A 13,087-nucleotide genomic window follows, 5' to 3' on the forward strand; every position below is an offset into this window, starting at 1 on the left:
GCGAAATGCGGGTTCTGGCTGAGAAAGCGGTCGGCGCGCGTTTCGAGATTGGTGAAATTGCAGCGTCCGCCGCCAGAGATGCGCACCTTGTCGGCGGGGCGTTTTGCATGGTCGATCACCAATACGCGCCGTCCGCGTTGACCGGCAAGGCCCGCATGGAACAGACCCGCCGCGCCCGCGCCCAGGACAATTGTTTCATAGGATGTCGGCGCATTTGGCATGCGCGGGCTTTAGCGGGTTTGGACTGCGCGGGCTAGGCAGGCAACTGTCTACTCTGTCGCCGGAGGGAGAACAGCACCGCCAGCGGGCCAGTCTGTATCGCCCGTACGTGTGACTTCCATGCGGAATATTTCCATCGGGTCTCCGCTGGCTGGATGGTAGTGGCCGATTTCGGTCCAGACATCACCGTCCAGGGTCGCGACATATTTGACTTCGGCCTCCGGGCCAGCAGGGATGGTCCAAATGAACCCGGTCTCGGTTGGCACCAGTTTGAAAGACCCGGTTCGATCGGGCAGATAGCTGTTCATGTCGCAGGCCTCGGCGTCTTCGGAACAGGACACGACAGCGAAGGCGTTGAAGGCCAGTGAGCCGTCGTCGCGATAGCCGCGCCCTTCGATCACCGCGATCGCGCCGTCCAGCATGAGACCGACACGCTCTGTCTGTGTGACAGTATAGGGCTGCCTGGCCTCGTCATAGCCGCTCGCCGTGCCCACCCATGTGCCATAGAATGGGGTGAGCGGATGGGCAGGGGCGGCGGCCTCTTGCGCCAGTGCACCAAGGGCGAGGGCGAAGGTCGCCGCGGTGAGGGAGAGCGTGCGGACCATGACAAGTTTCCTTTTTGCAGAATACTTTGAAAAGCAAAGTGAATGGTCAAGAGACCTGTGTCAAGTTTGGCGTGAGTGGAATAGTGGGACGCGAGAAGTCACGGCCCATGCGCAAGGCGAACTGGCGCGGGCCATCCGGGTCTCTCATGGTCAAGCACAAGCCCTGCGTTTGCGCTTGGGCCTTCTCGGGTAAATCGCCGTGCGATTTGTGCTCCCTCGAAGAGCAACCTCTCGCTCACAAAGACCGTATCCCCGGCGCATGCCGGGGTCGCCTGCAGAAACTAAGCTGAGCCAGCCGCGCGAGACTCCGGCATGCGCCGGAGAGGCGGGGATGACAGGAAGGGACGTGCCTCAGACCGGCCTTGCATAATAGGTGACGGCATAGTCCGGCGTGTAGCGCTTCTCGCCGACGCGCACGAAGCCCATACGGGCGTGGAATCTGTGCGAGCCCGGATTGTCCGGGTCTGTGTTCACTTCCGCGCCGAGCCATTGGCGGCCGCTGGCGATATCGAAGGCGGCCTCATAGAGGCGTTGGCCGAGGCCCTGTCCGCGCGCGGCCTCTGATATGGCAATGCGGTCGACATAGAGCAGGTCGCAGCCTTGCTCTGCCTGCCACGCTTCGAACCAACGGAGATTGGCGCTCTCATAGGCCAGCGTGCCGGGCTCGATCAGATTGATGAAGCCAAGCGGCGCGCCGCCCTCATCTGTCGCGACGAGGCAAGTGGCCAGATCAATCCAGCGCTTCAGGCCGTCTGCCGTTGCCTCATGCCCCACACCGGGCGTCGAGGCTTGGTTGATCGCGTAGAGGGCAGGGAGGTCAGTGGGGGTGTAAGGACGGATGGGCATGGTGGGGATGTGGCGCACAGCAACACTACTTTGCAGCGCTTCCGATTATCCTTGAAAAAAAAGGAATTTTATGGGAACGTAGGCCGTCCGGGCTTGAATCCGGACGACCTAGTCAGGGCAAACTCGGATTTTGTCGTTCCGCGGAGGGCTTTCCGCGGGGCGGCGCCTGAGTTTGGACCTCCGACGCTCCGAATCTATCAAGTTACCGTGCCAGAAACGCTCCATCTTTACAAGAGCGATAGCACAAATGTGCTTGAATGGGCTCCGCGTAAACGGCCATTAAAGTAGTATCATTGTTGAGGTCAGCTCGATTCATCCCGCAGCGTGTAGCCGTCCGATTCGCCGCATTGGTACAAATAGTACAAAATAACAAACATAAAACACTGAAAAATAAGAAGAAAAAATAATCGTGCAAAATAGACCTGAATGGAGTATCAAAAGAAGCACAAAGGAGACATAAATGGCTAGAAGCCCATCTTACCCGCAAGTTTCTCTGCCAAAAGCGATCGAACTTGTACGCGAAGTTTATGCTGGCGCACACAAAAGTGCGATTGATTCAGAAACAGTGATAGAATTGCTTGGTTACAGCTCTAGGTCGGGACGCGCACTAGCGGTCGTGGGGGCGTTAAAGCAGTTTGGTCTTCTTGAGGGCCGAGAGGACAATATCAGAGTGACATCATTGGCTTTGTCCATTCTGGAGCCACTGACTGAAAAGGAACGTACTGATAGTTTGAGGCAAGCTGCTTTCCAGCCAGACCTGTTTTCAGAACTGCTTAGAGAATTTGGGGAGAGTGCTCCGTCCGAAGCTGTTATCCGTTCTATCGCCATCCGAAAATTTGGATTCACGAATGCGGGCGCGGATAACGTTTCCAAAAGTTATCTCGAGACAATCCGCTATTTGAAAAATGCAACGGGTTCTGAAGATAACGATGAAATTGAGCCTGAAGAGTCCGAGCCCCCACTAGACGGTATTGGGGGCGCCTCGGTTGAAACGAAGGCGGTTCCTCAAGCGTCAATTGTCCAGACGGCAACCGCAGCCAACGTCCTCCAGTTTCCCATTTCTAAGGATACGACGGTCCGCGTCGAATTTTTCGGGGAAATCAACCGGGATGCGATATCACGACTGATAAAGCACTTAGAGCTGGCCGCAGATATTTATGAAGACTAGTCGTTCTTCCCGAACTTCCGGTCCCGCCCGGCCAGCAACCGCAAGCGCAGCGCGTTCAACTTGATAAAGCCTTCGGCATCTTTCTGGTCATAGGCGCCGTGGTCGTCTTCGAAGGTGACGATGTCTTCCCGGTACAGAGAATAGGGGCTGGAGCGGCCGGTAAGGTAGGCCTGGCCCTTGTAGAGTTTCAGCGTCACTTCGCCGGTCACCCAGCGCTGGGAATGGTCGATGGCGGCCTGCAGCATTTCGCGCTCCGGGCTCCACCAGAAGCCATTATAGATCAGTTCCGCATAGCGCGGCATCAGTTCGTCTTTCAGATGGGCCGCGCCCTTGTCGAGCGTGGCCTGTTCGATGCCGCGATGCGCCGTCAGCAGGATGGTGCCGCCGGGCGTCTCATAGATGCCGCGCGACTTCATGCCGACAAAGCGGTTTTCGAGTAGGTCCAGCCGGCCAATGCCGTGCTTCTTGCCATACGCGTTCAGCGCGGTGAGCAGCGTGGCGGGGGACATCTCTTCCCCATTGATGGAAACGGCGTCGCCGCGCTCAAAGCCGATCGTGATGATCTCGGCTTCGTCAGGGGCGTCTTCCGGGCTAATCGTCCGCATGTGGACGAATTCCGGCGCAGGCTCGGCCGGGTCTTCCAGCACTTTGCCTTCGGAGGAGGAGTGCAGCAGGTTCGCATCGACGGAGAAGGGGGCCTCGCCGCGCTTGTCCTTGGTGATCTCGATGCCGTGCTGTTCGGCGAAGGCGAGCAAATCTGTGCGGGATTTGAAATCCCAGTCGCGCCACGGAGCGATGACCTTGATGTCGGGGTTCAGGCCATAATAGCCCAGCTCGAAGCGGACCTGGTCATTACCCTTGCCGGTTGCGCCATGACAGACCGCGTCTGCGCCGACCATGTCGGCAATCTCGATCTGGCGCTTGGAGATCAGCGGGCGGGCAATCGAGGTGCCGAGCAAATAGACGCCTTCATAGACGGCATTGGCGCGGAACATCGGGAAGACGAAGTCGCGGACGAATTCCTCGCGCACGTCTTCGATGAAGATGTTCTCCGGCTTCACCCCGGCGGCGAGCGCCTTGGCACGGGCCGGCTCCAGCTCCTCGCCCTGGCCGAGGTCTGCGGTGAAGGTGACGACTTCGGCGCCGAATTCCGTCTGCAGCCATTTCAGGATGATGGACGTGTCGAGGCCGCCGGAATAGGCGAGCACGACTTTTTTCGGAGCGGAAACGGACATGAATTTGTACCTTGTTCGGGGACCTGCTGATTGCGGGGATGCAATAGGAGGGAAAGCCCGTGCTGACAAGCGTTGCGCGGGGACCGGGCGTTCACGAGAGTCTCACAAGACTCTTTGGCGGAAGGGATAGTTTGATCCCGGTTAACGCGATATAGTCGGGCCGTTAAGGTTAAGGTAGGCAGCTGGGGGTTAGATAGGGTCATGCTTGAGACGCACATGACAGATCGGCGCGAGCCCGTTTCCGTACTTCCCGAAGCCCTTCGCCGTGCCGTCCTGGACTGCACGGATACGCGCGCCGATGCGCCGCGCCAGAGTGTGGCGGAGGCCTCTTTCCGCGACCGGCTTGAAGCGCGCCGCGCGGTGCGGACCCAGTCCACGCTGGCCATCACATCCGGCATTCATTATCCGACACTGAACGCAGGCCGTAACCGCCCCGCGCCGATGCGGGCGGCCAAGCCGAAACGGCCTGTGAATGCGGTTGCCGAGCCGCAGATGCGTGTCACGCCGATATTGATGCGGGCCGTGTCGTCCATGGGCGGCGCATTGCCTGCGATCACGCTGTCGAATGGTCTGACCCTCGGCGGCGGAGACGGCGATGATGCGTCCGGCATGGGCGCGCGCATGGCCAAGCTGTCGCAGATCATGTTTGCGGGTCTTGCCGTGCTCGGCTTTGCGGGCCTGTCTTTCATGGCGGCTGACAATGCGCTGAACGGCGCTGACGGGGTCGATGGCGACGAGGATGCCGCCGCGGCTGCTGAAACACATGCCGCGCTGAAAGCGGCAACCAGCCAGCGGATCACGTCCAGCCAGGCGTCTGCACTCGCTATGGCGAGCGCCTCCGCGCCCGCCGATGGCACGGCCCAGCCCTGGTTCGACTACAAGGCCATCGCCTCTGACATTGCCGCACGCAATGAAGTGCATAGTGAAGCCCAGCGCGTTGCCGCTGTGGCCGCCTCTGCTGAAGCAGAACGCCGCGCGGCTGCGGCCATTGCCGAGGCGGAAGCGCAACAGCTTGCCGAAGAACAGCGCCTTGCGCGTCTTGCCGAAGCGACACGGCTTGCAGATGCCACTGCCGAGAAGCGCCGCCTTGCCGAGGAAGAAGCCGCACGGGTGGCGCGCATGGAAGCGATCCGCCAGGCCAAACTGGATGCAGAGCAAGCTGCAGCTGCGCGCGCCGAGGCGACGCGCCTTGCCGAACTGGAAGCGCGCCGCATCGCGCATGCCGAGACCGAAGCCCTGAGGCTCGCCAATATTGAAGCTGACCGTCTTGCCGAGGCGCGCCGGGTGGCTGCTGCGGAAGTGCAGGCGCTGCGCGCACCGGTTCAGTATGTGTCGATGGCGAATGCGGTCAGCTTGCCGGTGGCGCCAACGCCGCAGGTCAAGCCGCTGGTCCGCACACCCAAGGCCAAGCCCGTGGCGACCTGGGCAGCGTATAGTGGCCCAATGCCAACCACGGCCTCGCTGAAACCGTCAAAGCCCCTTGTCCTGGTTGCGCAGACACCCGTCGAGCGTGCTGCGCCGCCCGCCCTCAAGCCCAATGGCGCGCATGTTCGCGCCTTTGACCGTCCGCAACCGGTTCAACAAGCCTCTCAAAAGGTCGAAGCCTTCATGGCCGAGCGGGTGCAGCGCACCGCTGATGCGCCCGTATCCGCGGCGGCCCTCGAAACCTTGCAGGCTGAATTCCTGTCCATCGTGAACTCCGCGCAGGATGGCGCGGTTTCCACGATTGCGTTGCCACAAGGCGGCCAGATCGAGATCACGGTCGAGCAGACGACCATGCGCGAAGCGAGCCGGCCTGTGCTGAAGACGGTGAGTTATTCGGTCAGCGAATATAATGCTGTGCAGCGTTCGGTGACGGCGCAGGTGGATCGCAGTGTTGCCCTGACGTGCCGGGATATTTCCTATGTCATTCCGGGCAAGGAGCGCGGGCGGTTCGCGGCATGCGAGTCGGGCAAGGGCGAGTGGCTGATCTCGCGGGCGAGTGAAGAGTCCAAATCAAGCATCTAGGCGTTTGGCCATGTCCTTGTGATGGCGCTTGGCGCGCTTGATCAGGTGTTTCTCCACCACGCGGAAATTCTTGCGGTGTGACCGGAAGAAGAAGTCGAATACGTCGCCCGCCAGTGGGACAGAGCCGAGGACCACGTCGACGACCAGATTCCAGATAATGTGTATGTGCGCCGTGATGGGCAGTTTCAGCCGGGCCGCGGTGCCGAGGGCATAAAGGCCAGCTGCGCCAGTGACAGCATCGCCTGCGACGGGGATAATGCCGAGCAGGGAATCGAGACCAAACGGCACGCCGGCAATCCTGAAGCGCGTATCCATTAAGTCAGAGAACCGGTCGAAGCCGGCGATCTCGTCGGCGACAGTGCGCCCATTGGGCAGGTGCAGCGATTCTGCTTCTTCCTGGCTGATCCGTGATGGCATGTCATTTGTCCCCTTATTCCAGTGTCACAGTGACCCAATATTGCGCCGCGCGTCAAAGCCTGTTGAATGGCGCGTATGGATGATACGCATGTCTACAAATTGCTGACCGACGACCAATGGCGTGCTGCCGAGGCCTCCGGGGTGACCAATGTGCCGCTGGACCGTGACGATGGTTATGTGCATCTGTCCACGGCGGCGCAGGTCGGCGAAACGGCGGACAAGTATTTCAAGGGTCTCAAGGACGTGCGGCTGGTCCGCTTTCCCGTGGACCGTTTGCCGCCACTCAAATGGGAAACGAGCCGGGGTGGGCAATTGTTCCCGCACCTCTACGGGCGGTTGCAGATTGCCAAGGCCGATGCGGTTTGGCGGCTTGCGCGTGCAGAGAATGGCGCCCCGCTCATGCCAGAGGATTTGAATGATGAGCCTGACTGATCTTGGCGTTGCCGTAATCAAGCTGTTGCCGCCGGAAGCGGCGCACACAACAACGATCCGTCTTCTGAAGGAGCGCCTGGGCGTGCCGGTCAATCCGCCGGCAACCCATCCGACGCTCGCAGTTAAGCTGCCGAAATCAGGACTCGTCCTGTCCGGGCCGGTGGGTCTTGCCGCGGGATTCGACAAGAATTGCGACGTGCCGACCGCCATGTCGAAATTTGGCTTCGGCTTTGTAGAGTGCGGGACCGTCACGCCGAAGCCCCAGGCGGGAAATCCGAAGCCGCGCCTGTTTCGCCTCAGCGCTGACAAGGCCGTCATCAACCGGATGGGGTTCAACAATGCAGGTCTCGACAATTTCGTCGCGAACCTCAAAGTGTATTCCGGTGCCGTGCCACTCGGCGCGAATGTCGGGGCGAACAAGGAGAGTGATGACCGAATTGCGGATTATGTGCGCGGCATCGAGTCCGTTGCGCCCCATGCGGACTATATCACGGTCAATATTTCCTCGCCCAACACACCGGGCCTGCGCGGCTTGCAGGACAAGGCATCGCTCGAAGCTTTGCTGATGGCGTGCGGTGCGGCTGAGCGTGCGGGCAAGCCAGTCTTCCTGAAAGTGGCGCCGGATCTCGACCCGGAAGCCATTACAGATATCTGCGGCGTTGTGCGCGGACCGGGCGCATGGCTGTCCGGCCTGATCGTTTCCAACACGACGATTGCGCGACCGGACAGACTGAAGAGTGCTGACAAGGGTGAGGCGGGGGGGCTATCTGGCGCGCCCCTCATGAATCCCTCCACGGACGTGCTGGCAAGTTTCGCGCGTGAACTGAAGGGTGAGTTTGATCTGATCGGGGCAGGCGGCATAGCCAGCGGGGCCGATGCCTATCGCAAGATTCGGGCAGGGGCCCATGCGGTCCAGCTTTATTCTGCGATGATCTATGAAGGGCCCGGTCTGGCCGAACAGATCAATCGCGAACTTGTCCGCCTGTTGCAGGCGGACGGTTTCACGACGTTGGCTGATGCGGTCGGGAAAGATCTCTGAACAGGCGCGGCACATAGGCGCCGAGGGCGGCCGCGCGAAACACATACATTGTCAGAAAAGCTGCCCAGACACCGGTATTGCCCCAGGCCGGACGCAGCAGCATGTCGGCGCCGAGATAGAGCACAGCTGAGATGACTCCCGCATTCCGCAGGGCGCGGCCTTGGGTCGTGCCAAGGAAAAGCCCGTCCAGCTGCCACGCAGCGATGCCGAGCAGGGGGACAGCGGCGCACCACGGAAGATAGGCCAGCGTTGCGGCGCGCGCCTCTGGATCACGAATGAAGGTTTCGATCACCCAACCGCCGCCGAAAAGATAAAGCAGCGAGATCGCTGCGCCGGAGACAAGCGCGAACTCTGTTGTCAGGCGCATGGCCCGAGCAAGCCGTTTGCCGTCGCGCGCGCCATAGGCTTCGCCAGCTTCTTTCTCCGCCACGAAGGCAAATCCGTCCAATACAAAGGCGGCGACGGTAATGAACTGGAGCAGGACTTCATTGCCGGCCGTCACCGCAGTGGAGATCAGCGTGCCGGAGCGGACAAACCAGGCAAAGCAGAAGACCAGCGCCAATGTGCGGATCATGATGTCGCGATTGGCCGCAAACAGCGCGGTGAGCTTGTCCCGGTCCAGCAGGCGGGCATGGCCGCGGAAGGCAGGCGCGACAAGGATAAGGCCGAAGATCAGCGCGACCCATTCAGCGATGGCTGTGCCTGCGCCAATCCCGGTCGGCCCCCAATCGAGGCCTGCGACGAACCAGGCATCCAGCCCGGCATTGGTGCCATTCATCACGATCTGGAAGGCGAGCATCTGGCCGGTCTTGCCAGTGCCGAGCATCCAGCCGGTGACGGCGAGGCCCATCAGATATGCGGGCGCGCCCCAGATGCGTGCATTGAAATAGCCCTTGGCAAGGGACTCGACGGTCTGAGTCCCTTCGAAGGCCGCGAACGTGCCTATCTTCAGAAGAGGAGAGAGCAGGAAAAGCGCCACTCCGATCGCGCCACCCAGCATGAGTGCGCGCAGGAGGATGGCGCGGGATTCGGCTGTGTCGTGCTGGCCATTGGCCTGCGCCGTCAGGCCTGTGGTCGACATGCGCAGAAAGCCGAAGCCCCAATAAATGAAACTGTAGGCCACAGCCGCGATGGCGACGGCAGCCAGATCTGCCTTGTCCCCGAACCGGCCCATGATGGCCGTATCAACGACGCCCGTCGTGGCGGTCGCGGCTTGCGCCAGAATGATCGGCACGGCGAGGGAAATGACTTTTCCGCGGGTCAGCATGCCCGCCCGCTTAGCGTGATTGCCGGATCGGGGCGAGGCCTATTCCGGGTGCAGCGCTGTATAGAGTTCACGCGCCTCAGGCAGCGCTATCAGGAGATAGAGCGGGAAGGCAGCGGTGATCAGGATCAATACAACAGGCACGAAACGTGCGGCTTCGGGCAGGCGCAGCTCGTCCTGAATGGCCGACACGCATGTCAGCATCAGGCTTGCGAGGGCCAGCCCGGCAAGCGTGTCGCTCGGCCAGTGCGCACCAAGATAGATTCGAGAGACGGCGATCATGATGGCGAGCACACCAAAGGCCAAGGCGAGTAGACGGCCGGGAAGCTTGCGGAATACGGCCAGCGCGAGCAGGGCCAATGCGCCATAGATGAGCGCTGAATTGGTGGCATGCCCACTCGGAAAGCTGAAGGATTCAACGCCGCCATAGAGATCGACTGTGGGTCGGGGACGGGCGATCGTCATCTTCAGAAATTTCACGATGAGCGGCATCAGTGTGAAGGCCGTGCCAAAGAGCAGGGCTTCGCGCCACGCCTTTGCAGCCAGCAGGGCCAACACGGTCGTGAAGGCCACGAAGACAAGAAAGCGAGTGTTCCCGAGCGCCGTGACGGCGAGCATCAGCAGGTTCAGTGTTTCGGTGCGAAGGGCGGGCACTGCGTCCGTGATGGCACGATCAAACGCCTCAAGCGGCCAGAGGCCGGCCTCGCCCAAGGCAAGACCGGCGAATACAAGCAGGCTGAGACTGGCGCACAGCCATTGCGTTCGGGAAAAATGCATGAGGCTTGAATGCCTCACACATCATCCGGTTCCAAGCCCTAGCGGCGGTTCATCACCATCTGGAAGATATCGTCCACGGCATTGCCGTCGCCATCTGCATCGAGAAGGCCGCCGAGCATACCCATCGCGCCGGTCTGGGCCTGAGCCTTGGATTGTCCTCCCAGAAGGCCGCCCAGCAATCCGCCGATACCGCCTTGCGCAGGTTGAGGCTGCTGGCCGCTCAACATGCCGGCAAGTGCGCCCGCCATGTCAGGCTTCTTAGTCTGCTTGGAAAGCGAGGCCATCGCCATGGACGCAACCATGGGCAAGACGGATTTCAGGACCTGTTCGCTGAGGCCGGTTTTCTGGGCAGCCTGCGCGGCGACCGCTCGGCTGGTGTCTTTCGATCCGAGCAAATGGCCGAGAATGGCATTGCCATCGGCGATGGCGTTCGGTTGAGCCAGAGATTCCGGCTGGTCGAGATATTGCTCATGCTGGCCGTTCTGCAGCGCGCCGAGCAGGGATTGAAGCCCGCCGGGCTGTTGGACATTACGCTGAAGACCACCGGCGATGGCTGGCAACAGGGCCTTGATGGCCGCTTGCGCCATGTCCGGCTGCAGGCCAGTCTGCTGCCCTACCTGTTGTACGGCAGCGCCATTATTCGTTTGTGTCAGCATGTCAAAAAGGTTGATCCCAGCCATTCCCGTCTCCGTTCAGATTTAACTTGGGTTATACGTAACAATCGATTGTTGAACGCAAGATGACTGGACGGGTGGGAATGTCAGCTGGGTTGAAAAGCGCAGTCTATACCGGGTCGCGGGCGCGGAAGATTTCTTCGTCCAGTTCGCCCTCCCATTTCGCCACCGCCGTCGCAACGGTGAGATCGCCCGTCACATTGGTGACGGTGCGCATCATGTCGAGGATGCGGTCGAACGGGAACAGGACGGCAATCACGACGACAATCTGTTCCGGCGTGGCCCCGATCACGCTGAGCGTAGTGGCGGCGAGGAACAGGCTGACCGAGGGAATACCGGCTGTGCCGATCGAGACGAGCGTCGCCATCAGGATGATGGTGAGATACATGCCGGCCGTCATGGGCGTGCCCATGGCCTGGGCCGCAAACAGGGCAATCACACCCTGATAGAGCGCGGTGCCGTCCATGTTGATCGTCGCGCCGAGCGGCAGGACGGAAGAGGCGACCGGCTTGCCAATGCCCAGGTTTTCCCGCGCACAGGAAATCGTCATGGGCAGTGTGGCATTCGAGGAAGATGTCGAGAAGGCGACGGCCTGCGCGTCGACCGCGCCGCGGAAGAAGGGGATCAGGGGCAGGCGCAAGCCGCCCCGAATGATCAGGCCATATGTGATCAAGATGTGCAGGATACAGGCGAGATAATGGGTGAGCGTCAGCTTGCCGAGGAAGACAAGAATGTCGAGGCCGCGCTCGCCAAGCACCCAGGCCATCAGGGCGAAGACGCCGAATGGTGCTGTTTCCATGACGATCAGCGTCAGCTTCATGACGGCTTCAGCCGCGCTGTTGATGACATTGGCGAGTGGCTTGCCGGCTTCGCCCGTCATCAGGATGCCGATGCCGAGCATGATGGCGAAGAAGATGATCTGCAGCACGTCGCCATTGGTCAAGGCTGCGACCGGATTGGTCGGGATGATGGAGAGCAGCGTATTCATCAGCTGTTCGCCGATGCTGCCCGGTTGCGGGTTTGCATCGAGCCGGGCTTTAGCCTCGGCAATGTCAGCCGCTGAGGCAATCGAGAGGTCAAAGCCTGCGCCGGGCTGGATCAACGTGCCCATGAGCAGGCCGAAACTGACGGCAATGACCGTGGTGCCCATATACATGAGCAGGGCGCGCCCGCCGAGGCTGCCGAGCTTTTTGGGATCACCCATGGCCAGCACGCCGGACAGCAGCGTGGTGAAGATCAGCGGGACAACCAGCATCTTGATGAGGTTGATGAAGGCATCGCCAATAGGCTTGGCCCAGGTGGAGACATTGTCGCTGGCGGCTTCCGGGCCGAGCCCATAGCGAAGGCCAAGGCCGACGAGTGCGCCCAGAACCAGACCTGCGATCACCCGTTTCCAGAGATCAATGCCAAACCACCATTTCATAAGCTGCTCCTGCCCCGTCTGTAGCGCCCGACGGTACGGCGCGCTGCCGGGGAAGGCAATCGCGCGGTGCGCATTCCTGCAGCTTGCCAGTCGGATGATGAAAAGCCTATCAGGCAGGATGCAGTCTTCCCTGCCCTCCTTGCCGATTGATGATGTGCTGGCCGAAATCTGCGCGGGCCTGCGCGACCATGCGCGGCTTGTGCTCGCGGCGCCGCCCGGCGCAGGCAAGACGACGCGCGTGCCCCTGGCGCTGGCGGGCCTGCTCGGCGAAGCCCCCATCATTGAAGGCAAGATCATCATGCTGGAGCCACGGCGCATTGCGGCGCGCATGGCGGCGCAGCAAATGGCAAATTTTCTTGGAGAGAAGCTCGGCCAGTCGGTCGGCCTGACGACAAGGGTGGACCGGAAAGTGTCTGCGGCGACGCGGGTGGAGGTGATTACGGATGGCCTGTTCACGCGGCGCATCCTTTCCGACCCGGAATTGGCAGGCGTCGGCGCGGTGATCTTTGACGAATTCCACGAGCGTAGGCTGAATTCGGATTTGGGACTGACGCTGGCGATGGAAGCCCAGGGCGCTTTGCGCGACGATCTGAGAATCCTGATCATGTCGGCCACGCTCGATACGGAAAAGGTATCCAGCGTGCTCGGGGCTCCGGTCGTGGAGAGTCAGGGGCGGCAATATCCCGTGGAGTCGAAATATCTCGGCCGGTCGCAGGACCGGATCGAAGACCGTATGGCAGCTGCTGTGCGCAAGGCGCTGCGCGAAGAGGAGGGCTCGATCCTCGCCTTCCTGCCCGGCGCGCGGGAAATCCAGCGAACGGCCGAACAGCTAGAGACCGTGCCTGACAATGTGCGCGTGGCCCCTCTGTTCGGCGCATTGAGCCCGGCAGAGCAGGATGCGGCCGTGTCACCGGCGCCGGAAGGAATGCGCAAGATTGTGCTGGCGACGGATATTGCGGAGAGCGCGCTGACCATTGAAGG

Annotated in this window: 14 protein-coding genes; 5 read left to right on the forward strand and 9 right to left on the reverse strand. The window is 61.1% G+C overall.

Annotated features, from left to right (window positions below; all coding sequences use genetic code 11):
- From B2344_RS03070 to B2344_RS03080, 3 genes are all read right to left on the reverse strand, one after another.
- The coding region (locus tag B2344_RS03070) for an NAD(P)/FAD-dependent oxidoreductase (protein ID WP_290484643.1) at positions 1-221 on the reverse strand (221 nt) is incomplete at its 3' end.
- Positions 222-269: 48 nt separating this feature from the next.
- Complete coding sequence (locus tag B2344_RS03075; RefSeq protein WP_206991879.1) at positions 270-824, reverse strand: hypothetical protein; 555 nt, start codon at positions 822-824, stop codon at positions 270-272.
- A 351-nt stretch (positions 825-1,175) separates the two neighbouring features.
- Entirely contained in the window at positions 1,176-1,670 is a 495-nt protein-coding gene (locus tag B2344_RS03080) for a GNAT family N-acetyltransferase (RefSeq protein ID WP_290484644.1), read from the reverse strand.
- A gap of 460 nt (positions 1,671-2,130) precedes the next feature.
- On the opposite strand from B2344_RS03080, the gene B2344_RS03085 reads away from it, so the two are divergent.
- The gene (locus tag B2344_RS03085) at positions 2,131-2,838 is read left to right on the forward strand and encodes a hypothetical protein (RefSeq protein ID WP_290484645.1); all 708 of its coding nucleotides are present in this window, start codon (positions 2,131-2,133) and stop codon (positions 2,836-2,838) included.
- Here the strand turns inward: B2344_RS03085 and B2344_RS03090 are convergent.
- Positions 2,835-4,073, reverse strand: a complete 1,239-nt coding sequence (locus B2344_RS03090) for an argininosuccinate synthase (protein WP_290484646.1) — start codon at positions 4,071-4,073, stop codon at positions 2,835-2,837. The genes B2344_RS03085 and B2344_RS03090 overlap by 4 nt on opposite strands.
- Positions 4,074-4,289: 216 nt before the next feature.
- Between B2344_RS03090 and B2344_RS03095 the strand changes: the two genes are divergently transcribed.
- A complete protein-coding gene (locus B2344_RS03095) occupies positions 4,290-6,080 on the forward strand; it encodes a hypothetical protein (protein ID WP_290484647.1) in 1,791 nt (596 codons plus the stop codon).
- Here B2344_RS03095 and B2344_RS03100 read toward each other — a convergent pair.
- Positions 6,069-6,497 (reverse strand): DUF4112 domain-containing protein, encoded by a 429-nt coding sequence (locus tag B2344_RS03100; RefSeq protein ID WP_084333537.1) that lies wholly within the window; start codon positions 6,495-6,497, stop codon positions 6,069-6,071. The two genes, B2344_RS03095 and B2344_RS03100, sit on opposite strands and share 12 nt — an antisense overlap.
- A gap of 75 nt (positions 6,498-6,572) precedes the next feature.
- On the opposite strand from B2344_RS03100, the gene B2344_RS03105 reads away from it, so the two are divergent.
- Both B2344_RS03105 and B2344_RS03110 read left to right on the forward strand, forming a co-directional pair.
- Positions 6,573-6,929, forward strand: a complete 357-nt coding sequence (locus B2344_RS03105) for a DUF952 domain-containing protein (protein ID WP_034817726.1) — start codon at positions 6,573-6,575, stop codon at positions 6,927-6,929.
- The gene (locus tag B2344_RS03110) at positions 6,916-7,968 is read left to right on the forward strand and encodes a quinone-dependent dihydroorotate dehydrogenase (RefSeq protein WP_290482426.1); all 1,053 of its coding nucleotides are present in this window, start codon (positions 6,916-6,918) and stop codon (positions 7,966-7,968) included. Before B2344_RS03105 ends, B2344_RS03110 begins: the two co-directional genes overlap by 14 nt.
- Here B2344_RS03110 and B2344_RS03115 read toward each other — a convergent pair.
- From B2344_RS03115 to B2344_RS03130, 4 genes are all read right to left on the reverse strand, one after another.
- The gene (locus B2344_RS03115) at positions 7,931-9,235 is read right to left on the reverse strand and encodes an MATE family efflux transporter (RefSeq protein WP_034817499.1); all 1,305 of its coding nucleotides are present in this window, start codon (positions 9,233-9,235) and stop codon (positions 7,931-7,933) included. The genes B2344_RS03110 and B2344_RS03115 overlap by 38 nt on opposite strands.
- Before the next feature lie 39 nt (positions 9,236-9,274).
- A complete protein-coding gene (locus B2344_RS03120) occupies positions 9,275-10,009 on the reverse strand; it encodes a phosphatase PAP2 family protein (RefSeq protein WP_206991885.1) in 735 nt (244 codons plus the stop codon).
- A 38-nt stretch (positions 10,010-10,047) separates the two neighbouring features.
- Positions 10,048-10,665, reverse strand: a complete 618-nt coding sequence (locus B2344_RS03125) for a DUF937 domain-containing protein (RefSeq protein ID WP_242517439.1) — start codon at positions 10,663-10,665, stop codon at positions 10,048-10,050.
- Between the two features lie 127 nt (positions 10,666-10,792).
- On the reverse strand, positions 10,793-12,106 hold the full coding sequence (locus tag B2344_RS03130) for a dicarboxylate/amino acid:cation symporter (protein ID WP_206991887.1): 1,314 nt from the start codon (positions 12,104-12,106) through the stop codon (positions 10,793-10,795).
- Positions 12,107-12,224: 118 nt separating this feature from the next.
- Here B2344_RS03130 and B2344_RS03135 point away from each other — a divergent pair.
- The coding region (locus B2344_RS03135; protein ID WP_290484649.1) for a DEAD/DEAH box helicase at positions 12,225-13,087 on the forward strand (863 nt) is incomplete at its 3' end.

It is taken from the genome of Hyphomonas sp. UBA3195, assembly GCF_002366485.1.
Classification (GTDB): Bacteria; Pseudomonadota; Alphaproteobacteria; order Caulobacterales; family Hyphomonadaceae; genus Hyphomonas.

Bases quoted from the DNA above. Each gene is read 5' to 3' on its own strand.
- B2344_RS03075 (WP_206991879.1), bottom strand. From the start codon at position 824: ATGGTCCGCACGCTCTCCCTCACCGCGGCGACCTTCGCCCTCGCCCTT.
- B2344_RS03080 (WP_290484644.1), bottom strand. From the start codon at position 1,670: ATGCCCATCCGTCCTTACACCCCCACTGACCTCCCTGCCCTCTACGCG.
- B2344_RS03085 (WP_290484645.1), top strand. From the start codon at position 2,131: ATGGCTAGAAGCCCATCTTACCCGCAAGTTTCTCTGCCAAAAGCGATC.
- B2344_RS03090 (WP_290484646.1), bottom strand. From the start codon at position 4,073: ATGTCCGTTTCCGCTCCGAAAAAAGTCGTGCTCGCCTATTCCGGCGGC.
- B2344_RS03095 (WP_290484647.1), top strand. From the start codon at position 4,290: ATGACAGATCGGCGCGAGCCCGTTTCCGTACTTCCCGAAGCCCTTCGC.
- B2344_RS03100 (WP_084333537.1), bottom strand. From the start codon at position 6,497: ATGCCATCACGGATCAGCCAGGAAGAAGCAGAATCGCTGCACCTGCCC.
- B2344_RS03105 (WP_034817726.1), top strand. From the start codon at position 6,573: ATGGATGATACGCATGTCTACAAATTGCTGACCGACGACCAATGGCGT.
- B2344_RS03110 (WP_290482426.1), top strand. From the start codon at position 6,916: ATGAGCCTGACTGATCTTGGCGTTGCCGTAATCAAGCTGTTGCCGCCG.
- B2344_RS03115 (WP_034817499.1), bottom strand. From the start codon at position 9,235: ATGCTGACCCGCGGAAAAGTCATTTCCCTCGCCGTGCCGATCATTCTG.
- B2344_RS03120 (WP_206991885.1), bottom strand. From the start codon at position 10,009: ATGCATTTTTCCCGAACGCAATGGCTGTGCGCCAGTCTCAGCCTGCTT.
- B2344_RS03125 (WP_242517439.1), bottom strand. From the start codon at position 10,665: ATGCTGACACAAACGAATAATGGCGCTGCCGTACAACAGGTAGGGCAG.
- B2344_RS03130 (WP_206991887.1), bottom strand. From the start codon at position 12,106: ATGAAATGGTGGTTTGGCATTGATCTCTGGAAACGGGTGATCGCAGGT.